Source organism: Curtobacterium sp. MCBD17_008 (assembly GCF_003234475.1).
In the GTDB taxonomy this organism is placed as follows: Bacteria; Actinomycetota; Actinomycetes; order Actinomycetales; family Microbacteriaceae; genus Curtobacterium.
The window spans coordinates 122,074-144,620 of record NZ_QKTK01000001.1; the positions used below are offsets into that span (position 1 = coordinate 122,074).

General features: G+C 70.6%; 19 protein-coding genes. 4 read left to right on the plus strand and 15 right to left on the minus strand.

Annotation, left to right across the window (positions count from 1 at the left end; translation table 11 throughout):
* Positions 1-8 precede the first annotated feature (8 nt).
* Positions 9-1,265 carry a multidrug effflux MFS transporter gene (locus tag DEI95_RS00560; protein ID WP_110890008.1) on the minus strand — a complete coding sequence of 419 codons (1,257 nt, stop codon included), beginning with the start codon at positions 1,263-1,265 and terminating at the stop codon, positions 9-11.
* 301 nt (positions 1,266-1,566) lie between these two features.
* Here DEI95_RS00560 and DEI95_RS16520 point away from each other — a divergent pair, with 301 nt between their 5' ends.
* Positions 1,567-2,148 (plus strand): TetR/AcrR family transcriptional regulator, encoded by a 582-nt coding sequence (locus tag DEI95_RS16520; protein ID WP_181419562.1) that lies wholly within the window; start codon positions 1,567-1,569, stop codon positions 2,146-2,148.
* A 128-nt stretch (positions 2,149-2,276) separates the two neighbouring features.
* Here DEI95_RS16520 and DEI95_RS00570 read toward each other — a convergent pair whose 3' ends face one another.
* The 5 genes from DEI95_RS00570 to DEI95_RS00590 form a co-directional block, all read right to left on the minus strand.
* A complete protein-coding gene (locus DEI95_RS00570) occupies positions 2,277-2,867 on the minus strand; it encodes a substrate-binding domain-containing protein (RefSeq protein ID WP_181436147.1) in 591 nt (196 codons plus the stop codon).
* Between the two features lie 28 nt (positions 2,868-2,895).
* A complete protein-coding gene (locus DEI95_RS00575; RefSeq protein WP_111059063.1) occupies positions 2,896-4,299 on the minus strand; it encodes an MFS transporter in 1,404 nt (467 codons plus the stop codon).
* Positions 4,300-4,411: 112 nt separating this feature from the next.
* Positions 4,412-5,557 carry a cystathionine gamma-synthase gene (locus DEI95_RS00580; RefSeq protein ID WP_110890012.1) on the minus strand — a complete coding sequence of 382 codons (1,146 nt, stop codon included), beginning with the start codon at positions 5,555-5,557 and terminating at the stop codon, positions 4,412-4,414.
* A gap of 201 nt (positions 5,558-5,758) precedes the next feature.
* Positions 5,759-7,123: a cystathionine beta-synthase gene (locus DEI95_RS00585; RefSeq protein ID WP_111059064.1), complete on the minus strand. Its 1,365-nt coding sequence runs from the start codon at positions 7,121-7,123 to the stop codon at positions 5,759-5,761.
* A gap of 137 nt (positions 7,124-7,260) precedes the next feature.
* Complete coding sequence (locus DEI95_RS00590) at positions 7,261-9,153, minus strand: ABC transporter ATP-binding protein (RefSeq protein WP_258367397.1); 1,893 nt, start codon at positions 9,151-9,153, stop codon at positions 7,261-7,263.
* A gap of 209 nt (positions 9,154-9,362) precedes the next feature.
* On the opposite strand from DEI95_RS00590, the gene DEI95_RS00595 reads away from it, so the two are divergent.
* The gene (locus DEI95_RS00595; RefSeq protein WP_110900509.1) at positions 9,363-10,775 is read left to right on the plus strand and encodes an APC family permease; all 1,413 of its coding nucleotides are present in this window, start codon (positions 9,363-9,365) and stop codon (positions 10,773-10,775) included.
* Positions 10,776-10,876: 101 nt separating this feature from the next.
* On the opposite strand, the gene DEI95_RS00600 is transcribed toward DEI95_RS00595, so the two are convergent.
* The 5 genes from DEI95_RS00600 to DEI95_RS00620 all read right to left on the minus strand — a co-directional run bounded on the left by DEI95_RS00600 (position 10,877) and on the right by DEI95_RS00620 (position 15,446).
* Positions 10,877-11,791 (minus strand): hypothetical protein, encoded by a 915-nt coding sequence (locus DEI95_RS00600; protein ID WP_146243559.1) that lies wholly within the window; start codon positions 11,789-11,791, stop codon positions 10,877-10,879.
* Between the two features lie 252 nt (positions 11,792-12,043).
* The gene (gene rplL, locus DEI95_RS00605) at positions 12,044-12,427 is read right to left on the minus strand and encodes a 50S ribosomal protein L7/L12 (protein WP_110824614.1); all 384 of its coding nucleotides are present in this window, start codon (positions 12,425-12,427) and stop codon (positions 12,044-12,046) included.
* 54 nt (positions 12,428-12,481) lie between these two features.
* On the minus strand, positions 12,482-12,997 hold the full coding sequence (gene rplJ, locus DEI95_RS00610) for a 50S ribosomal protein L10 (protein ID WP_110824615.1): 516 nt from the start codon (positions 12,995-12,997) through the stop codon (positions 12,482-12,484).
* A gap of 237 nt (positions 12,998-13,234) precedes the next feature.
* Positions 13,235-14,689, minus strand: coding sequence for a cell wall metabolism sensor histidine kinase WalK (locus DEI95_RS00615; RefSeq protein ID WP_111059066.1), 1,455 nt, complete (start codon positions 14,687-14,689; stop codon positions 13,235-13,237).
* Between the two features lie 16 nt (positions 14,690-14,705).
* Entirely contained in the window at positions 14,706-15,446 is a 741-nt protein-coding gene (locus DEI95_RS00620) for a response regulator transcription factor (protein ID WP_181419560.1), read from the minus strand.
* 274 nt (positions 15,447-15,720) lie between these two features.
* Between DEI95_RS00620 and DEI95_RS00625 the strand changes: the two genes are divergently transcribed.
* Both DEI95_RS00625 and DEI95_RS00630 read left to right on the plus strand, forming a co-directional pair.
* A complete protein-coding gene (locus tag DEI95_RS00625) occupies positions 15,721-17,265 on the plus strand; it encodes an ABC transporter permease (RefSeq protein ID WP_111059067.1) in 1,545 nt (514 codons plus the stop codon).
* A 65-nt stretch (positions 17,266-17,330) separates the two neighbouring features.
* Positions 17,331-18,062: an ABC transporter ATP-binding protein gene (locus DEI95_RS00630; protein ID WP_111059068.1), complete on the plus strand. Its 732-nt coding sequence runs from the start codon at positions 17,331-17,333 to the stop codon at positions 18,060-18,062.
* A 175-nt stretch (positions 18,063-18,237) separates the two neighbouring features.
* On the opposite strand, the gene DEI95_RS00635 is transcribed toward DEI95_RS00630, so the two are convergent.
* The 4 genes from DEI95_RS00635 to DEI95_RS00650 all read right to left on the minus strand — a co-directional run bounded on the left by DEI95_RS00635 (position 18,238) and on the right by DEI95_RS00650 (position 22,515).
* Positions 18,238-19,206 (minus strand): hypothetical protein, encoded by a 969-nt coding sequence (locus DEI95_RS00635; RefSeq protein ID WP_111059069.1) that lies wholly within the window; start codon positions 19,204-19,206, stop codon positions 18,238-18,240.
* An 88-nt stretch (positions 19,207-19,294) separates the two neighbouring features.
* Complete coding sequence (locus DEI95_RS00640) at positions 19,295-20,134, minus strand: carbohydrate ABC transporter permease (protein ID WP_110890020.1); 840 nt, start codon at positions 20,132-20,134, stop codon at positions 19,295-19,297.
* A complete protein-coding gene (locus DEI95_RS00645) occupies positions 20,127-21,122 on the minus strand; it encodes a carbohydrate ABC transporter permease (protein ID WP_110824620.1) in 996 nt (331 codons plus the stop codon). The genes DEI95_RS00640 and DEI95_RS00645 overlap by 8 nt, the downstream gene beginning before the upstream one ends.
* A 91-nt stretch (positions 21,123-21,213) precedes the next feature.
* Positions 21,214-22,515, minus strand: coding sequence for an ABC transporter substrate-binding protein (locus DEI95_RS00650; protein ID WP_110824621.1), 1,302 nt, complete (start codon positions 22,513-22,515; stop codon positions 21,214-21,216).
* Between the last annotated feature and the right edge of the window lie 32 nt (positions 22,516-22,547).

A 22,547-nucleotide genomic window follows, 5' to 3' on the forward strand; every position in this document is an offset into this window, starting at 1 on the left:
GCCCGCCCTCAGTGAGTGAGGGCCGGGACCGTCCTCGGGCGGACGACGAACCACAGCACGAGGATCGCGACGAACGCGGTCGTCCCCATCACCATGGCCATCGGGGTGGCCGTCGAGATGCCGAGCAGACCCACGACCGGCGAGATGATGCCGGCGACGCCGAAGTTCAGCGCGCCGAGGAGGGACGCCGCGGTGCCGGCCTCCTTGCCGTGCGACGCGAGACCGATCACCTGCACGAGCGGGAACGAGAACCCGCACGCCGCGATGTAGAACCAGAGCGGGACGAGCACGCCGACCAGACCCGCGTCGAGTTGGTCCAGCACGACGATCGCCAGCGCGGCCAGGAAGAGCGTCGCGGTCGAACAGGCCAGGATCCACTGCGGTCCGACGCGCTGCGCCAGCCGCGAGGAGATCTGCACGCCGAGGACGACGCCGACCGAGTTCACGGCGAAGAGCAGGCCGTACTGCTGCGCGTCGAGGCCGAACACCCCCTGGAACAGGAACGGCGACGCACTGAGGTACGAGAACAACCCGCTGAACACCATCGCACCGATGAGTGCCACCCCGACGAAGATCCGGTCGGAGAACAGCGCGCGGTACCGCTGGCCGATGGTCGAGTGCCCGGCCTCCTGCCGGCGTTCTTTCGGCAGCGTCTCGACGATGAGCAGGATCGAGGCGATGACGACCGCCAGGCCGTAGCAGGCGAGGAACACGAAGATCCCGCGCCACGGGAAGAACCGGAGCATCTGCGAGCCGATGAGCGGCGCGAGGATCGGGGCCAGCCCGTTCACCATCGCCAGTCGCGACAGCATGCGCACCAGCGGCTTCCCGCCGAACAGGTCACGCACGGTCGCCATCGCGACGACGCCACCGGCCGCGGCGCCCATGCCCTGCAGGACACGGAACAGCGCGAGGACCTCGACGTTCGGCGCGAGGGCGGCGCAGACCGAGGCGGTGACGTGCAGGCTCGTCGCGATGATGAGCGGGAGTCGGCGGCCCACCTTGTCGCTCCACGGACCGACCAGGAGCTGCCCGATCGCGAAGCCGATCGTGGTCGCGGTGAGCGTGAGCTGCACCGCGCCGGCGGAGATGCCGAGGTCCCGCTCGAGCGACGGGAACGCCGGCAGGTAGAGGTCGATCGTGAACGGTCCGAGCGCCGTGAGCGCGCCGAGCACGAAGACGTAGACGAGTCGCTGCGCCCGGGTGAGCGAGTCGCCCGGGTGCAGGATGACCTTGAGTGAGCCGGTGGTCGCAGGCGCGGACACGACGAGATCCTCCGAAAGGCAGGCGGTGGGGTGGGATCGGCCGCTCGAATCGATTCGGTCCGTTCCATCATGGTACGGGTCGGTGCGACACGACGACAAGCGCGGACGCGGACGTCCGCGCGTACCGGACGCGCGGACCGGACGCGCGGCCGTCGCTCGGCTCCGGTTCCCCCGGCCGGGAGGCCCGGCGCGCGTCCACACGAGGGTGCGGCGGACCGGTGGCGCGGCCCGACGGTGCGGTAGCGTCGGACTCCCGGCCGAGGTGCGCCGGGAGCACCGCGAACGAGATGGGAGGAGCGTCATGGTCGACGCTCGGATCCTGCACACGACGGCTGCCCTCAAGGAGGCCGTGCTCCGACTCGCTGCCGACCGCCCGGTGTCGCAGATCACGGTCGCGGACGTCACCCGCGCCGCCGGCATCAACCGTGCGACGTTCTACTCGCACGCGGTGTCCCCCGGGTCGTTGCTCGCCGACGTGCTCACACCCGAACTCGACCGCATCCGTGCCGACGACGCCGAGGCGCACCGCGCAGCCGTCGAGCGGGGAGCCGGTCCCGACGAGCTCGCCACCATCACCCGCCGCGGCATCGAGGCCGTCATCGACCACGTGACGGCCCACCGGGACGTCTACGCCCTCGCGCTCCCCGACCCGAACGACGCCTCACTGCATCGTCTGCTGGTCGGGCACTTCACCGTGTCGAGCGCCATGCACATCGACGAGCTCGACCCCGCGGTGAAGCCGGACATCATCGACGAGGTGGCCGCCGGCTTCGTCGCGCAGGGGTTCGTCGGTGCGATCGAGGCGTGGCTCGGCGGTCCTCGACGCTCCCGGAAGGCCCTCGTCGAGACGATCACGCGCTCGTTCCCGGCCTGGTGGCGCTGACGCGTCCCTGTCGCCGGCCCGTCCCCTGGAGGCGCTGCTTGAACGCCCTGGTGGCACACTGCCCCGTCCCGACGTCGCGGACCGCCCACGGGCCTCCCGGCCCACCGCGCCGGCGGTCGGACGCGGCGCTACTGCGCGGGGTCGTCCCCGTCCCGCGGCTCCTCGCCGCGCTGCAGTGACGACACCATCGCGACGCTCCGGCTGACGAGGTCGGCGTCCGAGTCAGCGCCGTCGATGCGGTAGTCCGACGCGAGTCCGTCGTTCCCGCCGCCCGAGGACGGCAGGGCACCGCCGAGCGCCACGACCACGACGCCCGCGTCGTGTGCGTCGCGGAGCTCCGTGCGGAGCGCGCCGGGGTCCGCTGCCCGGACGACGAGCGCCTTGGCGCCGGTCCGGACCAGGTCGTGCACGGCCGCCCGCTGTCGGGCGGGCTGGTCGGCCCCCGCGACCCGGACATCCGGGCGGAACCCGGCCTCGGTGAGTTCCTCGCGGAACCGGGTCGCCAGCGAACGGCCGTCACCGGAGTCGGTCGGCGTCGCCGCGTCAGCCGTCAGCACGACCCCGATCACGGCGTCCTCGGCGAACCCGCCGTCCGAGCTCGTGAGGTCGGTGCTCCGCACCGGCGTCGGAGCCGTCGTGGTCGTCCCGCTGCACCCCGTGAGCACGAGGGCACCGACCGCCAGCGTGGCGGTCAGCACGACTGCTGCGGTGCGACGCACGGGTCCTCCTCGGTCCGGGTCTGCCAGGCTACCCGCCCGGTGCCTCCGGTGACGGCGACCGCGGCGGCGCCGGGACCGGTCCGAGCCGCCGCACCGCCACGAGCCCGACGAGGGCGACCACCGTCATCGCGGCGAACACGAGCGCGAAGGCAGTCGGCTCCTCCCGGCCGCCCGCGGTCGTGAACAGCAGACCGGCGATCGCCAACCCGACGACGCTGCCGGACGCGTCCGCGATCGTCAGGGCGGAACTGGCGAATCCGTCGTCGCCCTCTCGCGAGAACCGGAGCGTGAGCATCGACGTCCGCGGGTACGCCACCCCCATGCCGGCGCCGCCGACGAACCAGCCGGCGACGAGCACCCACACGGGCAGGTCCACCAGGGCGACCGCGAGCGCGGACAGCAGGCTCACCAGGACGAGCCCCAGTCCGGCGCCGAAGGCCCGTGTGGCCGGGAGGCGCTGCTCCCCCAGGCGGCCGTGCAACCAGCTCGCACCGGCCCAGCTCAGGGCGGCCACGGTGAGCGCGAGTCCGGCCGCCGAGGGTTCCAGGCCGTGCTGCGTCTGGAGCAGGAAGGGGACGTACGCCTCACTGCCGAAGAACCCGGCGGCGAGGACCCCGCGGAGGAGCACGACCGACGGCAGGCCCGCGCCGCCCGTGAACGTGCGCCGGGGCAGGAGCGGACGGAGCGCCGTCCACGCGCCGACCAGTCCCACCCCGACCGCCACGAAGCGGACGGCGAGGGGCAGGTCGGGAGCGGTGTTGAGCAGGAGCACGGCGGCGGACGCGGCCACCGACCAGGCGATGCGCCGACCCTGCCAGGGCGGTCGGGCCTCCGGTGCGGGCGGCCGCAGGTGCCGCAGCGTCGGGACCAGGCACGCGAACGCGACGACGGCGATCACGAGGGCCCCGGCGAACACCCAGTGCCAGCCCACGGCGTCCGTCACGATGCCGGCCACCGCCGGTCCGACGAGGGCGGGCACCACCCAGGCGGCCGCGAACCCGGCGAACACCGAGCCGTGCAGGTCGGCCGGGAAGACCCGGGCCACGAGGACGTAGAGCACGACGTCGATCGCACCCGCACCGAAGCCCTCCACGAGTCGACCGGCCAGGAACACCGGCATCGTCGGAGCGACCATGACGACCGCCGTGCCGATCGCGAACAGGGACGCGGACACCCACGCGACGACCCGCCCGCCCGCGCGGTCCGTCCAGTTCCCGGCGAGGACCATACCCGGGACACCGGCGGCGAGGGGCGCGGCGAAGCTCAGCGAGTACAGCGTCTCACCGTGCAGCTCCTCGGAGATGACCGGCATGATCGTCGTCATCGCCAGGTTCTGGAACGCCGAGACCGCGACGATCGCGACCATGCCGATCGTCGCCACGAGGTACCGCGGCGCGAACACGCTCGTCCGGGTCGCCGTCGTGGAGGTCACCCGGTCATCGTAGGACGCCGGGTCCCGCGTCCCGAGGTGCGGGGCCCCTCGGTGCGGGGCCCCGAGGTGCGGGGCCCCGCGGTGCGGGATCCCGAGGACCCCGGTCCCGAGGTCAGCGGTCGAGCGCCTGCTGCACGTCCGCGACGAGGTCGCCGGCGTCCTCGATGCCGACCGACAGGCGGACGACGTTCTCCGGCACCGCCAGCTCGGTGCCCTTCACCGACGCGTGCGTCATCTCGCTCGGGTAACCGATGAGCGACTCCACACCGCCCAGCGACTCCGCCAGGGCGAACAGCTCCGTGGACTCGGCGAAGCGCTTGGCCGCCTCGGCACCGCCGGTGAGCGCCACCGAGAGCATGCCGCCGAAGCCGCGCATCTGCTTCGCCGCGATGTCGTGGCCGGGGTGCTCCGGCAGGCCCGGGTAGTACACGTGCTCGACGGCCGGGTGCGCGAGCAGCGCCTCGGCGACGGCCTGCGCGTTCGAGGAGTGGCGCTCCATCCGGACGCTGAGCGTCTTGATCCCGCGGATCGTCAGCCAGGCGTCGAACGGCGACGAGATCGCACCGCCGCCGAACTGCACGAACTGCACCGCGTCGGCCAGCTCCCGGTCACGCAGCACCACGGCGCCGCCGACGACGTCGGAGTGGCCGCCGAGGTACTTCGTCGTCGAGTACACGACCACGTCGGCGCCGAGCGACAGCGGCTGCTGCAGGGCCGGCGAGGCGAAGGTGTTGTCCACGACGACGAGCGCGCCGGCCTCGTGTCCGATCGCGGCGAGGGTCTCGATGTCCGCGATCTTCATGAGCGGGTTCGTCGGCGTCTCGACCCAGAGCACGGTCTTCGCGGGGCTGTCGGCGAGCGCGGCGCGGACCCGGTCCGGCTCGCTCATCTCGACCGTGACGAGCTCGATCCCCCACGGCACGTGCAGTCGGTTCGCGAGCCGGTGCGTGCCGCCGTAGACGTCGTTGCCCATCACGATCCGTGCTCCCGGCTCCAGGTAGGCACGGAGGAGGGCGTCCTCCCCCGCCAGCCCGGACGAGAACGAGTACGCGGCGACGCCACCGTCCAGGTCGGCCAACAGCGTCTGCAGCGAGTCGCGGGTCGGGTTGCCGGAGCGGGAGTACTCGTACCCGCCGCGCAGGCCGCCGACGCCGTCCTGCACGTAGGTCGAGGTCAGGAACAGCGGCGGGATGACGGCGCCGGTGGCGGCGTCGGGCTCCTGGCCGGCGTGGATGGCGCGGGTGCTGAACTCGGTCATGTCGCGGGTGCCCCTTCCTGGAGGCTCGGTGCGGTCTGTGTGGTCGTCTCGCTGTGAGTGGGCGGGCGGTGGGCCGGACGGCCATCGCTCGTGCCCGTGTCGGCGGGGCTCGGCGGTGCGTCGCTCACGTCCCGTACCGGCGCGGCTGACATGGGGCGCCGTCCGTGGTCGGTGACGCGGGCGCGGCGGTGCCGCCCGCCGTCACTCGGAGAGGTACGTGAGCACGTCGTGGCGCGTCAGCACCGTGACCGGCTTGCCGTCGCCGACGACGAGCAGGGCGTCCGCCGACTCGAGGGCCCGGCGTGCGACCGACACGGACTCCCCGATCCCGATGAGGGGCAGCGGGTCGCCGACGAACGGGGTGAGCGCATCGGCCATCCCCGCGGCACCGGTGAACACGTGCTCGAGCAACGTCTTCTCCTCGACGGCCCCGACGACCTCGCCCATGACGACGGGCGGCTCGGCGCTCAGGACGGGCATCTGCGAGACGCCGTACTTCGTCATGATGTCGACGACGTCGCGGACGGTGTCCGACGGGTGGGCGTGCACGAGGTCCGGCAGCCGTCCGTCCTTGCCGGCGATGAGGTCGCCGACGCTCCGCTCGTCCTCGGTCTCCGCGAAGCCGTAGGAACGCATCCACCGGTCGTTGAAGATCTTGCCGAGGTACCCGCGGCCGCCGTCCGGCAGCAGCACCACCACGACGTCGTCCTCGGTCAGGTCCTTCGCGGCCCGCAGCGCGGCGACGACGGCCATGCCGCTCGAGCCACCGACGAGCAGACCCTCCTCGCGCGCCAGGCGGCGGGTCATCGCGAACGAGTCCGCGTCCGACACGGCGATGATCTCGTCCGGGACGCCGGCGTCGTAGGCGGCGGGCCAGAAGTCCTCACCGACGCCCTCGACCAGGTAGGGGCGGCCGGTCCCGCCGGAGTACACCGAGCCCTCCGGGTCGGCGCCGATGATGCGGACGCCGCCGTCGGACGCTTCCTTGAGGTAGCGGCCGGTGCCCGAGATCGTGCCGCCGGTGCCGACACCTGCCACGAAGTGTGTCAGGCGCCCCTCCGTGTCGCGCCAGATCTCCGGCCCGGTCGTCTCGTAGTGGCTGCGCGGACCGTTCGGGTTCGCGTACTGGTTCGGCTTGTACGCGCCGGGTATCTCGCGCACGAGCCGGTCGGACACGGAGTAGTAGGACTCCGGGTCGTCGGGCGCGACGGCGGTCGGCGTCACGACGATCTCGGCGCCGTACGCGGTGAGGACGTTGCGCTTGTCCTCGCCGACCTTGTCCGGGAGGACGAACACGCACCGGTAGCCGCGCTGCTGGGCGACGAGCGCGAGGCCGACGCCGGTGTTCCCCGAGGTGGGCTCGACGATCGTGCCGCCGGGGAGCAGCTCGCCGGATGCCTCGGCCGCGTCGAGGATCCGCGTCGCGATGCGGTCCTTGGCCGAACCACCCGGGTTGAAGGACTCGACCTTCACCAGGACGGTGGCCCGGATCCCCTCGGTGACGCGGTTGAGCTTGACGAGCGGTGTGTCGCCGACGAGGTCGATGACGGAGTTCGCGTAACGCACCAGGAGAGTCTAGGTCGCGTGCCCCGGTGTGCGACGTCCCGCGACGAACACCCAGCCGGTGTCAGCCGAGGGCGAACGAACGGCCCGGGCGTCCCGGCACGCCGCGCCGGACCAGCAGCGCCCACGAGGGCCGCCGGTCACTCGCGGGCGGCCACCACGGGGTCGCTCTGCTGCTCGTGCAGGGTCGCGTAGGTACCGCCGAGGGCGATGAGTTCGTCGTGCGTCCCCTGCTCGACGATCTGCCCGTGGTCGAGCACGAAGACCACGTCCGCGTCCCGGATGGTCGACAGGCGGTGTGCGATCGAGATCGTCGTCCGTCCCCGCGCCGCGGTGTCCAGTGCCGCCTGCACGACCCGTTCGGAGATGGAGTCGAGCGCGCTCGTCGCCTCGTCGAGCACGAGGACGGGTGGGTCCTTGAGCAGCACGCGGGCGATGGCGATGCGTTGCTTCTCCCCGCCGGACAGCCGGTAGCCCCGCTCCCCCACGACCGTGTCGTACCCGTCCGGGAACGAGGCGATCGTCTCGTGGATGTTCGCGGCACGTGCCGCCCGTTCGAGTTCGGCGTCGGTCGCCCCCGGCTTGGCGTACCGGAGGTTGTCACCGATGGTCGCGTGGAACAGGTAGGTCTCCTGACTCACGATGCCGATGTGCGCCATGAGGTCCTCGTGCACGAGGTCGCGGACGTCCTGCCCGGCGAACCGGACCGAACCGGCGGTCGCCTCGTACAGCCGCGGCACCAGGTACGAGATCGTCGTCTTGCCCGCGCCGGACGGTCCGACGAAGGCCGCGAACTGTCCGGGCTGCAACTCGAACGAGACGTCGCGCAGGGTGGGCTTGTCGGCTTCGCCGTCCGGGTACGAGAACGAGACGTGGTCGAACGCCACGTGCCCCACCCGTCGTTCGTCGACCGGCTTCGCGGTGGCCGCGTCCGTGATCGCCGGCTTCAGGTCGAAGTACTCGAAGATGCGGGCGAACAGCGCCCCCGACGTCTGCAGGTCGAGCACGACGCGGAGCAGGCCGACGGTCGGGAACAGCAGCCGGGACTGCACGGTCGTGAAGGCCACGATGGTGCCCGCCGTGATCGGGACGCCGCCGAGGACGAGGTACGCGGCCACGAGGTAGATGACCGCCGGGATGATCGACAGGAAGATCTGCACGATGGCGAAGAACCACTGACCGGACATCTGCTGTCGGACCTGCAGCCCGATCTGGTTGCGGTTCTCGTCCCCGTAGCGGTGGATCTCGGCACGCTGCTGGTTGAAGCTCTTCGCGAGCAGGATCCCCGACACGCTCAGGGTCTCCTGCGTGATCGCGGTCATGTCGGACAGGGACTCCTGGGTCTGCGCGGCGATGCGGGCGCGGACCTTGCCGACCTTGCGCTGGGCGATGACGAGCAGGGGCAGCAGGACCACCGCCACCAGGGTCATCTGCCAGCTCAGGAGCAGCATCGCGACGACCGCGGCGATGACCGTCACGGTGTTGCCGAGGACCGACGAGATCGTGTTGTTCAGGACGCTCGCGACGCCACCGACGTCGTTCTGCAAGCGGCTCTGGATCACGCCGGTCTTCGTCCGGGTGAAGAACGCGAGTTCCATCCGCTGCAGGTGCCCGAACAACCGCATCCGCATCGCGCCCATGACCTTGTTGCCGACGGTGGCGGTCAGGTACGTCTGCCACACGCCGATCCCGGCGCTCGCGATCCACAGCCCGATCATGGCTGCGACCAGCACGGCGAGCACCGGCACGTCCGGTCTGCCCTCCGGCGGGAACAGCCCGCGGTCGAACGCCTGCTGGGTCAGCAGCGGCGGGATGACCGAGAGAGCGGCTCCGACCAGCACGAGCACGACCGTCAGGACGATCGCGCGTCGGTGTGGGACGAACAGTCCGGCGATGCGACGCAGCAGGTGCGGGATCTGCGGCGCCTCGGCGTTCGCTGCGCGCTGCGCGTCCGGGTCGCCACTCGAGATCCGGCCGCGGGGTCCACCGCCGCCGCCACCGCGCATCCCGCCGCCGCCGGCGACCGCGTCCATCCGACTCATCCGCACCCTCTCCGCGCCGTCCGGCGCCGTCCTCGGATGAATGTACGCCCGCGGACGGGCCCGGCCCGACGCGTTCGCCGAGGGCTGTGGACGGAGGCGGTCCGGGCCTCCCGTGTGGAAGGAGGGACCGTCTGGTTTGGACCCCGTCCGAGGGCCGTGGGACGATGTCGCGTCCACCGCAAGCGCCCCCGTGAGGTCCCATGTCGTCCGCGCCGTCACTCGCCCACCAGCTCCTCCGGCGCAAGCCGGTGGACCAGCTCCGCGCGGAGGCTGCCGAAGGCGTCGACGGGCAGCCGCTCCGACGGACACTCGGGGTCTGGCACCTCACGATGATCAGCGTCGGCGCGACGCTCGGCACCGGCATCCTCGTCGTCCTCGGGACGGCCGTCCCGCTCGCCGGACCCGCCGTCTGGATCTCGTTCGTGATCGCGGGTGTGGCGGCGCTCCTGTCGGCGCTGTCCTACGCCGAGATGGCAGGCGCCGTCCCGACGTCCGGGTCGAGCTACTCCTACACCTACGCGACCATGGGCGAGGGGATCGCCTGGGTCTGCGGGTGGTGTCTGGTCCTCGAGTACGCGGTGTCGGTCGCGGCGGTCGCCGTCGGCGCCAGCGAGTACGTCGACGAGACGCTGCGGGTCTTCGGGCTGCACCTGCCCACCGTGCTGTCCGCGCCTCCCGGCGACGGCGGCTTCGTGAACCTGCCCGCGGCCGCGCTCGTCGTCATCGCGATGCTCGTCCTGCTCCCCGGGGCGAAGGAGAGCGCCTGGGTGAACACCCTCATGGTGCTCGTGAAGATCGCCCTCCTGGTGTTCTTCGTCGTCGTCGCGTTCTCGGCGTTCCGCGCCGGGAACTTCGAGCCGCTGGCGCCCATGGGTGCTGCCGGGGTGAGCGCGGCTGCCTCCCGGCTGTTCTTCTCGTACATCGGCTTCGACGCGGCCTCCACCGCCGGCGAGGAGGCGAAGGACCCCCGCCGCGACCTGCCCCGCGCCATCATCGGGTCGATCGCGCTCATCACCGCGCTGTACATCCTGGTCGCGGTCGCCGCCATCGGTGCTCGGTCCTGGACGTCGTTCTCCGCTGACGAAGCCTCGCTCGTCCGCATCGTCGTCGACGTCACCGGGCAGCCCGTCGTCGCCCTCGTGTTCTCGATCGGGGCCGTGGTCGCGATCGCGAGCGTGGTCCTCACCGTGCTCTACGGACAGACTCGCATCCTGCTGTCGATGGCTCGGGACGGCCTCGTGCCGAAGGTGTTCGGGCGGGTGTCGCCCCGGACGGGCACCCCGATCGCGAACACGCTCATCGTCGGCATCGTCGTGACGATCGTCTCCGCGCTGGTCCCGCTCGGGGAACTCGCGGACGCCACGAGCATCGGGACGCTCATCGCCTTCGCCCTCGTGAACATCTCGGTGATCGTGCTCCGCCGGACGCAGCCGGACCTCGACCGCTCGTACCGCGTGCCGTTCTTCCCGGTCGTGCCGGTGCTCGGCGTGCTGTTCTGCCTGTTCCTCGCCGTGACGCTCGGCGCGGGCACGTGGATCGCCTTCGGCATCTGGATGGTTGCCGGCGCGGTGCTGTACCTGGCCTACGGCCGCCGCCACAGCACGCTCGCGTAGGCGGGTCGAGAGGGACGTCGTCGCGAAACCGACACTTCGGCGCAGGAGTTCCGCGGCGGAGTGTCGGTTTCATGGCCTGAACTCGGTCAGGTCGTGTCAGGTCACCGGCAGGGCACGCCGTGCATGCGGAACAGGGTCCGCAATCGCTCCGGGTCGACGAGGTGCCACCAGGTCACGCGGATGAACCCGCGGACGTCACCATCTGCTCGGATGTCGTCCTCGCGCAGCTTCTCGCTCCACAGGACGTCGTCAGCGGTACCGGGCACAGCTCCGTGGTCCCGGTACTTCTGACGGCCGTCGAACTCGAGCACCAGCCCGAGCGACGGCATCCAGAAATCGACGCGGTAGGTCTTCCCGCCCGGTCGGACGAACTGCACCTGCGGCTCCATGTACGGCGCTCGGAGTTCGTGGCAGCGAGCCGCGAAGAAGGACTCGCCCACCGATTCATGCCGCTCGTCCGCGACACCGAGCGCGTTCGCGACACGGACCCGCCCCCAGTCGGGACCGCTGTCCAGCATTCCTTCCAGTTCTCGGCGCTGTACGCCGCTCCGCAGCGCATGGTCCACCGCCACGACCGCTCCGCTGAGACTCGAACGCCGAGACGTCTCGACGACGGTCTCCGCCAGACTCGCCACCGGTACCCCGTGGAAGCGTCCGGCCTCTGCGGGCCGTCTTCCGGCGTGCAGGGTGAGTCCGACCCGACGACGGTCGGCGTCCAAGGCCGGGACCGTCACGTGCACGTGCTCTGGCCACGAGGTCAGGCGGGGCACGTTGAGAACGGCTGCCGCGGAGTCGCGCGTGAAGACCGCCCCGATCGGGAGCAGCGGCACAGCAGCGCGCATCCGGACGAGGTACCGGGACCGCCCGTCGAGCGCCGCCCAGGCTGCAGCCGGGACGTACACTCCGTGCCGCACCCGGACGAAGTGGCCGTCTGCCGCTCCCCGTTGCAGCGTGCGCGCCCGTGACGGATCGGCCTTCGTCGTCCGCAGGAGTTCGATCGCATCGGCAGGGTGCACGCGGCACAGCATGGCCTCGCCACGAGGCGCGGATCGCACGGCGAGCAGATCTGTGGACGGTCCCGGTCCTCCACACCGAGGCAACAGTTCGTCCGATGCCGCTTCCCAGGCGCCGAACCGACAGATCGGGGGCGAAGTTCGGCGCAGAACTGTCGGTTTCGCGCCCAAGCCCCCGCGCCCGCCGCCGCGCCCCGCGCACGACGAAGGCCGCCGCCCCGAGGGGCAGCGGCCGTCGTGACCAGAAGGTCGGACTCAGACGAGCTCGACGGTGGCGCCAGCGGCCTCGAGGGCAGCCTTCGCCTTGTCGGCAGCTTCCTTGTTCGCACCCTCGAGGATCTTCGCGTCGGCGGTCTCGACGAGCGCCTTGGCCTCGCCCAGGCCGAGCGACGTGAGGCCACGGACCTCCTTGATGACCTGGATCTTCTTGTCACCGGCCGACTTGAGCACGACGTCGAACTCGGTCTTCTCCTCGACCTCCTCGGCGGGGGCAGCAGCGCCACCGGCCGCGGCGACCGCGACGGGGGCAGCAGCGGTGACCTCGAAGACCTCTTCGAACTTCTTCACGAAGTCCGAGAGCTCGATGAGCGTGAGCTCCTTGAAGGCCTCGATGAGCTCGTCCTGCGAAAGCTTCGCCATGATTTTCTCCTACTACTTACTGATGCGTGGTGTGGTTGTGGAACGCGTGCCTGGTCAGGCCGCGGACTCCTGCTTCTCACGGAGGGCGTCCACGGTGCGGACGGCCTGCGAGAGGGGTGCCTGGAACAGGTACGCAGCACCGAACAGCGAGGCCTTGAAGGCGCCGGCGAGCTTGCCGAGCAGGACTTCACGGGACTCGAGGTCGGCGAGCTTGTCCACCTCGGTCGCGGTGAGCGGGTTACCGTCGAAGTAACCGCCCTTCACCACGAGCTCGGGGTTCGCCTTGGCGAATGCACGCAGCGACTTCGCGACGGCGACGGTGTCACCGTGGACGAAGGCGAGAGCGGACGGACCGGCGAGCTCGTCGTCGAACGACGTGATGCCTGCCTCGTTGGCCGCGATCTTGGTCAGCGTGTTCTTCACCACGGCGTACGTGGCGTGCTCACGGATCGAGTTGCGGAGCTCCTTGAGCTGCGCGACCGTGAGACCGCGGTACTCGGTGAGCAGAACGGCGTTCGAGCTACGGAAGGACTCCGTGAGCTCGGCGACCGCAGCTTCCTTGTTCGCCATGGTTCTCCTTGGGGTTCTTGCTGGCAGCCCCGGGTCCCATGGCTGTGGTGAACACAACCCGCACATGAAGAAAGCTCCGGCGCAGAGGCTCGGAGCTGCTCCCGCACGATGTGTGGGAGTGGTTCTGAACACCTGCGCGGGCTGCCTCGTGACGAGGACCTTCGGCCACTGTCCGAGCGTGAGCACGGCAGCGACGACCAGCGGTCTTTGGCTGAGAAGAACCGTACCACACCAGGGTCACGTGCCGGAACCCGCAGGTGCTCCCACCGGCTGCCGCGTCCGGTCCGGCAGGTGCACCGTGAACACCGTGTCCCCGGGCTCGCTCGTCACACTCACCCGACCGCCGTGCGCCTGCACGACCGCGTCGACGATCGCGAGGCCGAGTCCCGTCGACCCGGCGGTCCGCGAGCGCGAGCTGTCCGCCCGCGCGAACCGCTCGAAGAGCTTGGGCAGGAAGGCCGGGTCGATGCCCTGCCCGTCGTCGCGCACCGTCAGGTCGACGCCGCCGCCGTCCGCCGGCGGTACCGGAGCGATCCCCACGGTGATCCGCGTGCCGTCCGGCGTGTGGGTCCTGGCGTTCGTGACGAGGTTGACGATCACCTGATGCAGCCGGGCCGCGTCGCCGAGGACCTCGACGGGCTCGTCCGGCAGGTCGACCTCGATCGGGTGGTCCGGCGACGCGGCGTGGGCGTCGTTGACCGCGTCGAGCACCAGGCCGGTCAGGTCCACGTCCGCGAACTGGATCTCCCGGCCCTCGTCGAGTCGGGCGAGCAGCAGCAGGTCCTCGACCATGGAGGTCATCCGGATCGACTCGGACTCGATGCGGCTCATCGCGTAGACGACGTCCTGCGGCAGGTCCCCGCCGATCCGCCGGGTGAGTTCGGCGTACCCGCGGACGGACGCGAGCGGCGTCCGGAGTTCGTGCGAGGCGTCGGCGACGAACTGCCGCACCTTCTGCTCGGAGCGCTCACGTGCCTGCATGGCTCCCGCGATGTGTCCGAGCATCCGGTTGAAGGCCGTGCCCACTCGGCCGACCTCGGTCGCGGGGTCGGCGTCGGGCACCCGCACGCCGACGAGCGCGTCGCTGCGCTCGAGCGGCATCCCGGCGACGGCGGACGCGGTCTCGGCGACGCGGTCGAGCGGCCGGAGGGCGCGACGGACGGCGGCCGTCGCGACGAGGGTCGCGGCGAGCAGGGCGAGCCCGGTCACCACGAGCACCACGCCGAACAGCTTCCACACGCTCTCGTAGACCGGGCCGAGCGGCAGCCCGACGACGAGCACGGCCGGCCCGACGGTGGCGGCCGTGACCCGGTAGCGCCCGAGGTCCGCACCGAGGTCGATGGTGTGGGCCCTTCCGTCGAGCCGGAGTCCGCCGAGGGGGTCGACCACGTCCGCCCGCAGCCGGTCGACCCGTCCGGCGTTGTCGAGCACGTTGCCGACGACGACGTTCCCGTCGAGGACGTACACGGTCAGCGTGCCGGCCGCCTGGCCCGAGGGTCGCCCGAACTCGGCGCCGTTCGGCCCCTCCTGCTCGACGGACCGCTGGGCGCGGCTCGTCGCGTACTGCAGCTGCTCGTCGATCGCGGAGCGCTGGATGGAGAACAGCGCGATGATGCTGCCGCCCCCGATCACGGCGCTGACGGCGACGACGAGGGCGACGATGCTCAGGACGAGCCGGCGACGGAGGGTCATGCGTGGCAGTCCGGGATCAGGAGGTGGGCTTGATGACGTAGCCAACGCCGCGCACGGTGTGGATCATCGGCTGCTCCCCGACGTCGATCTTCTTGCGCAGGTAGGAGATGTAGATCTCGACGACCGACGACTTGCCGCCGAAGTCGTACGACCAGACACGGTCGAGGATCTGCGCCTTCGACATGACGCGGCGTGGGTTGCGCATGAGGAACCGGAGCAGCTCGAACTCGGTCGCGGTGAGCTCGATCGCCCGCCCGGCGCGCGAGACCTCGTACGACTCCTCGTCGAGGACCAGGTCGCCGACGACGATGCGCGAGTCGCCGGCTTCGGACACCGAGATCTGCGAGCGCCGGATGAGCCCGCGCAGGCGTGCCACGACCTCCTCGAGGGAGAACGGCTTCGTGACGTAGTCGTCCCCGCCCGCGGTGAGCCCGGTCACGCGGTCCTCGACGGAGTCCTTCGCGGTGAGGAACAGCACCGGGGTGTCGTCGTGGTTCTGACGCAGCCGGCTGAGCACCTGCAACCCGTCGAGGTCCGGCATCATGACGTCGAGCACCATCGCGTCGGGCCGGAACTCGCGGGCCTTCGTCAGGGCGTCCTGGCCGCCGTTCGCACTCCGCACGTCCCACCCCTCGTAGCGCAGCGCCATCGAGAGCAGGTCGGTGAGACTGGCTTCGTCGTCGACGACGAGGATGCGCAACGGCGAACCGTCGGCACGCGTGAGGCGCGGGGCTGTTGAGGGCTGGGAGATGGTCACGTCTCTGAGTATGGAGAGCTTCCTATGAAGCCCCTGTGGCGCATCCCGATGCGCCCTGTGGATCGAACGGGAGACCGACCCGAGGGTCGGCGGGGGACGGGGCCGAGCCGAACGGCTCCGCCACACCTCCGGCGACGCGACCTCGGCCCCTCACGATCCTCATAGGGCACGGAATGGAGGCCCTTGGCACCCCTTCCTAGGTTCTCCCCGTCGGCCCCCGCCGCGCGATCCGCGTGACCGGTGTTCCCGGAGCCGACCCCCACCGAGGAGAACCATGTTCCTGACCTACCTCAGGCGCGAACTCACGAACCGCAGGAAGCAGACGGTCGTCATCGCGGTCGGGATGGCGTTGGCCATCGCGCTCGTCGTGATCGTGTCGTCCATCGCGAGCGGCGTGCAGTCCGCCCAGTCCAGTGTGCTGCAGTCCGTGTACGGCGTCGGCACCGACATCACCGTCACGAAGACCGAGACCCCCACGTCGAGCAGCACCGGACGGCCGTCGTTCGACTTCGGCGCTGACTCGTCGGACGCTGACTCGTCGGACGGCGGGTCCACCGACGACAGCGGCTCGACGGACCTGTCCCAGTCCCGCCTGGCCGTCTCCCGCGGAGCCGGGACACTGAGCGCCGCGGATGTCGAGACGGTCGCCGGCACCGACGGCGTCGCGGCTGCGACGGGTGTCCTGACGCTCGAGAACAGCACGTTCTCCGGGCAGGTGCAGCAGAGCGACAGCAGCGACAGCAGCGGCGCGGCGCAGGGTGCCCCGCCGAGCGACGGTGGCCAGGGCGGTGGCGGGTTCGGCGGCGGCTCGTTCAGCGTCGACTCGTTCACCGTGACCGGCATCCCGGTGTCCGGCGACACGGTCGGCCCGCTCACCAGCACCGAGACCACGAAGGGCCGCACCTTCACCACGGCGGACGCCGGCGAGGACGTCGTCGTGCTCGACTCCGCGTACGCGACGAGCGAGTCGAAGGCCGTCGGTGACACGATCTCGATCGGCGGCGAGGACTTCGACGTCATCGGCATCGTCGCCTCGACCGGTTCCGCGTCGACCACGGGATCGAACACGTACGTCCCGCTCGACACCGCGCAGGAGCTCGCCGACCTCGACGGCGAGGTGACCTCGATCTACGTCTCCGCCGGGTCGTCCTCGGACGTCGCGACCATCAAGACCGCGCTGCAGGACGAGCTCAGCAGCGCGACCGTGTCCACCGAGTCCGACCTCGCCTCGAGCGTCTCCGGCTCCCTCGCCACGGCATCGACCCTCGTGTCGAACCTCGGTCGGTGGCTGTCGATCGTCGTCCTGGCGGCGGCCTTCCTCATCGCGATCCTGTTCACGATCTCCGGCGTCACCCGACGGACGCGTGAGTTCGGCACCCTCAAGGCGATCGGCTGGTCGAACGGCCGCATCACCCGACAGGTCGCCGGCGAATCGCTCGTGCAGGGCCTGATCGGCGGCGTCATCGGCGCGGCAGCCGGACTCGTCGGCATCCTCGTCGTGAACGTGATCGCCCCGACGGTCTCGGCGAGCGCGGCCGGCAGCAGCCGGACCGGTCCCGGCGCTGGCGGCGGCATGCCGGGCAACGCGGCGAGCGCGGCGGCGGGCAGCAGCACGAGCGGGGGCGCTCCAGCCGGCGGGTTCGGCGGCGGCGGTCAGAGCGCCGCGACCACCGACGTCGTCCTGCACGCACCCGTCACGGTCGAGGTGATCCTGCTCGCGATCGGACTGGCGGTCCTCGGCGGGCTGCTCGCCGGCGCGATCGGGGGGTGGCGAGCCTCCCGTCTGCGTCCCGCGGCAGCGCTGCGGAGCGTGGCGTGATGCCGCGACGTCCCACCTCCACGACCTCGACACCAGCACCCTCGACGACTGCCCCAGGAGCATCCATGACCACCACCGAGAGCGCGCCCACCCGGGGCGACGTGCCCACCGCCTCCCAGCCCGCGTACCGCCTGTCGGGCGTGACGAAGACCTACCGGCAGAAGAACCGGACCGTCACCGCCCTGGCGGGGGTGGACCTCGAGATCCCGCAGGGGCAGCTCGTCGCCGTGCAGGGGCCGACCGGTGGCGGCAAGTCGACGTTGCTGCAGATGCTCGGCGCGCTCGACCGGCCGAGCACCGGGTCGGTGCAGCTGGGCGACCGGGACCTCGCGACGCTCGGCGACCGGGCACTCACGGACGTCCGGGCCACCGAGATCGGCTTCGTGTTCCAGGGCTTCAACCTCATCCCGACGCTGACGGCCCTCGAGAACGTGGAGACCGCGTTCGCCGGGTCCCTCGCGAACCGCTCGCGCGCCGAGGTCCGCGAGCGGGCGACCGCCGCACTGCGCGAGGTCGGCCTCGGTGAGCGCCTCGACCACCTGCCAGCCGAGCTCTCCGGCGGGCAGCAGCAGCGGGTCGCGATCGCCCGCGCGCTCGTCAAGGACCCGAGCGTGCTCCTCGCGGACGAGCCAACCGGCGCGCTCGACGAGGGGACGCGCGACGAGATCATGGGCCTCATCGAGCGGCAGTGGCGGGACCGCGGGCTGACGGTCGTCATCGTGACGCACGACTCAGGGGTGGCGCGGCGCGCGGAGCGCCGGTTGCACATCGCGCAGGGCCGGGTGCGTGACGTGTAGCCGAGCGGACCGGTCCGGGCGTGGCCGAACACGCCCCGGGTCGTTCGTCGAGGTGTCACGTCCTGTCGTCCCGGCACGCTGCGAGCGACCGGACGTGACACCTCGACGGACCTGAGCGGGGTGTCGTGACCGCTCGGCAGGCGGCCGACTGGCGACGGGCGGCGGCGGCCGGCGCTCAGTCGGCGACCGGGTAGTCGCAGTAGGCGAACCACGACGAGTCCGGCGCCCACGGCGGCACGTTGACCGTCCCCTGCCCGCCGTCGAGTGCCACGAGCGTCTCCGGCAGGACCGCGATGCGTGCCCCGGAGGCCAGGACACCGGGCAGCAGTCGGAGCTCCACGCGGTGGTCGGCCGGGTGCCCCTGCACGCCCGGCTCGTACGACAGGTAGAGCAGGTGCGCGCCGTCCGGGGAGACGTGCGGGAACCAGTTCACCCGCTCGTCGCCGGTGATCGGCACGGGGCCGGTCGATCCGGCTCCGTCCGGTCCGGCTCCGTCCGGTCCGGTCCGGAGCGCCGCGATCTGTGCGGTGCCGGGCGTGAACCGCTCGGTGTTGAACAGGAGCGTGCCGCCGTCGGGCGTCCAGGCGCAGCCGTCGTCGGGGTGCTCGTCGCGGGTCACGAACGTCGTCGCTCCGGTACCCGGGTCGACGACGGCGACGTCCGTCGTCCACACGCCGGCCTCGGTCCGTTCGCCCACGATCGCCGCCAGGGCGGAACCGTCGGGAGCGATGCCGTGCAGGTAGTACTTCCGCACCACGGGCAGGGCCGCGGCCGTGTCGGTGATGCGGGACCCGGGACCGCCGGCCGGCAGCGGCACGCGGTACAGCTCACCGTCGCGGGCGCTCACCACGACCGACTCCCCCGACGGATCGAGCACGTGGTCGTTGTTGATCTCCGGCACGCCGCCCATCGGCACCGGCACGAGTGCGGTCTCGTCGAGCACCGTCCCGGGCGGCGGCACCGGCAGGAGCCACAGGTCGCCGTCGCCGTTCAGCACGAGGGTGTCCACGTCGAGGACGTTCGGCGCCTCGACGAGCACGGAACGGGACTCGAAGACGAGGCGGGCGCTCCGTCCCTCGACGTCGTACACGTGCACGCGGCTGGTCTGTCCGGTCAGCAGCTGCCGCCCGCGGGTCTCCGTCATGCGTCCATCCTGTCGTCTCGTCGGGCAACGCGGACGGGAGGTGCGGTGCGGGCGGACCCGCACGGCACCTCCCGTCAGGGGGTCGTGGCTACTTCACCGCGCCGGCGGTCAGGCCGGCGACGAACTGGCGCTGGACCACGAGGAACGCGATCACGACCGGGATCGACACGACGAGCGAGGCCGCCATGATCTGGTTCCAGTACACGTTCGTCTGCGTCGAGTACTGCTGCAGACCGACCGCGAGCGTCGACCCGAGGCCGTTCGTCATGACCGAGGCGAAGAGCACCTCGCCCCACGCGGTCATGAAGGAGTAGATCCCGACCGCGACGAGACCCGGGCGGGCCGACGGCAGGATGATCCGGAACAGGGCACCCATCGGGCCGGACCCGTCGACCATCGCGGCCTCGTCGAGCTCGCGCGGGATCGTCTCGAAGTAGCCCGCGAGCATCCAGATCGAGAACGGGAGCGTGAACGTCAGGTACGTGATGATGAGCCCGAGCCAGCTGCCGACGAGCTGGATGCCGAGCGAGTTGCCGAGGTTCGTGAAGATCAGGAACAGCGGGAGCAGGAACAGGACGCCGGGGAACATCTGGGTCGACAGCACCGTCGTCGTGAAGGCGCTCTTGCCCTTGAAGTTCCAGCGCGAGACCGCGTAGGCGGCGAACGTCGCGATGATGAGCGAGAACACCGTGGCGACCGTGCACACCACCAGGGAGTTCACGAAGTACCGCGCCAGCGGGACCGTCGACCACATGTCGATGAACGGCTGGATGGTGATGTTCGACGGGATCCAGGTGAAGTCGTCCTGCACGTCGCCGAGCGGCTTGATCGCGGTCGTGACCATCACGTAGAGCGGCACCACCGTGAAGACGGTGAGCAGCGCGATGACGATGATCTTGAAGGACTTTGCGCCCACTGTTTCACGCACGGACGGACCTCCGGTTGGTGACGGCCAGGTAGATGCCCGTGACGACGAGCAGGAAGAGGAGCAGCAGCACGCTCATCGCGGCGCCGGACCCGAAGTTCCAGGTGATGAACGAGGCGTTGTAGATGTGGAAGCTCAGCAGGTCCGCGGCCGGGGGCTGCGCGGTCGACCCGAACAGCACGAACGGCGTGTTGAAGTCGTTGAACGTCCAGAGGAACATCACGAGCACGAGGGTGACGTTGACCGGGCGGACCATCGGCAGGGTGATCGAGCGCCACTGTCGGAACGGCTTCGCACCGTCGACCGAGGCGGCCTCGTACACGTCGGCCGGGACGGACTGCAGGCCCGCCATGAGCATGAGGAACGCGAAGGGCCAGGTCTTCCAGATGGCCACGACGACCACGGCCACGAAGGCGTTGTTGCCGATGAGCCAGAACGGGGCACCGCTGCCGAACAGGTGCAGCTGGTCCACCAGGACGTGGTTGATGGCACCGGAGTCACGCTGGAACATGAACTTCCACGTGATGACGCCCGCGTACATCGGCAGGGCGTAGGGGATGAGGAACAGCGTGCGGAAGAGCCCGCGGCCGGCGAACGGCTTCTGCAGTGCGACCGCGGCGGCCATGCCGAAGCCCCAGGACAGGCCGACGACCAGGATCGTGAACCCGCAGGTGATGAGGAACGAGCTGAGCAGTCCGCGCCCGATGGCCTGGTCGAAGTCCACCGCGACGGAGTAGTTGCGCAGGCCGGCGAACGGGGCGGCACCCCAGTTCGCGATGAAGTACTTGGTGAGCTGCACGAAGCTGATCCAGATGCCGACGAGCATCGGCACGATGTGGATGAGCAGCTCGAAGAGGATCGCGGGACCGACGAGCGCGTACGGGAGCCACGTGACGCCACGCTTCCCGCGGGGCGACGGACCCGAGAGGGTCGGCGCCTTGGTGTGCGTCAGGTCGATGGCCTCGGAGTCTGGCAGGACCGTCGTGGACATGGGCAGGCCTTCCGGCTGGGTGGGAGGGTTCGAGGAGGGGGGCGGGAGGCCCGGACGCGACCTGTCGGACGCGTCCGGGCCTCCCGTCAGGTCAACCTGCGGCCTGGGAGACCTGGTCCTGGGCCGTCTGCAGGGCGTCCTTGATGTCCTTCTCGGACACCGTCGAACCCGTGGCGATCTTGGCGAACATCTCGTTCATCGCCTTGCCGACCGTGGACTCGAACTGGTCCTCGGCGGGGACCAGCGGGAGCGGCTTCGCCTTGTTGTTGTAGATGTCGAGGAACGTCTTCGTCTGCTCGTCCGAGACGGAGTCAGCAGCTTCGGCGAGCACCGGCAGGGCCGAGTACGGCTTGTCCAGCGTCGTCTGCGTGTCCATGCTCGTCATGTACTTGACGAACTTCAGCGCGCCGTCCTTGTTGTCGGTGTTCTTGAAGATCGACAGGTTGATGCCGGCCGGGAAGCTGGCGATGTCCTCGCCACCGGTCGGCGCCGGGAGCGGCACGACGCCGAACTCGTCGGACTTCATGCCGAGCGACTCGATCGTGGTGTTCGCGTTGTTCTGGTTGAGGATCATCGCGGCCTTCTTGTTCGCGAAGTCCGCGACCGACTGGTTCGCGTTGTCGTACTGCGCGTTCGACGGGTTGGCCGCCTTGCTGTCCTGCATGAGGTCGAGGTAGCGCTTGATGCCCTCGACGTTCTCCTTCGACGTGAAGGTCGGCTTGCCGTCCTTGTCGAACCACTCGCCGCCGTTCTGCGCCGAGTTGATGAACGCGAAGTGCGCGTTCTCGGTGTAGGACCCACCGGCGAGGCTGAAGCCGTACTTGCCGTCGGTCGTCAGCTTCTCGGCGGCCGAGACGAGGTCCTCCCAGTTGGTGGGCGGCTCGACGCCGGCGTCGGCCAGCATCTGCTTGTTGTAGAACAGGCCGTACGCGAGGCCGTAGAGCGGGACGCTCGTGACGGTCTGACCCGGTGCGCCACCGGTCGAGAGCGCGACCTTGCCGAACTTGTCGGCACCGCCGATGGCCTTCATCTCCGCGTCACCGAACTCCTGGAAAGCGCCGGTGGCCTGGAGCGAAGTCGCCCACGTGTTGCCGATGTTGACGACGTCCGGGCCCTGGCCCGAGGTGACGGCGGTCTGGATCTTCGTCTGCAGGTCGTTCCACCCGATGACCTGGAGGTCGACCTTGATCCCGGTCTCGTCGGTGAACTTCTTGAGGACGGGGGTCAGCACCTCCTTGTCGTTCTCGAGGGAGGTGCCCTGGTTCGACGCCCAGTAGGTGAGCGTCTTCGAGTCGCCCGATGCGCCGGAGGACCCGGAGGAGCAGGCGGCGAGGCCCGACACGGTGAGTGCCGCGGCCGCGGTGATGGCCAGTGCGCGGATGGCAGTGCGCATGACTCTCTACTTTCTCGTCGTTGAGATGGTGC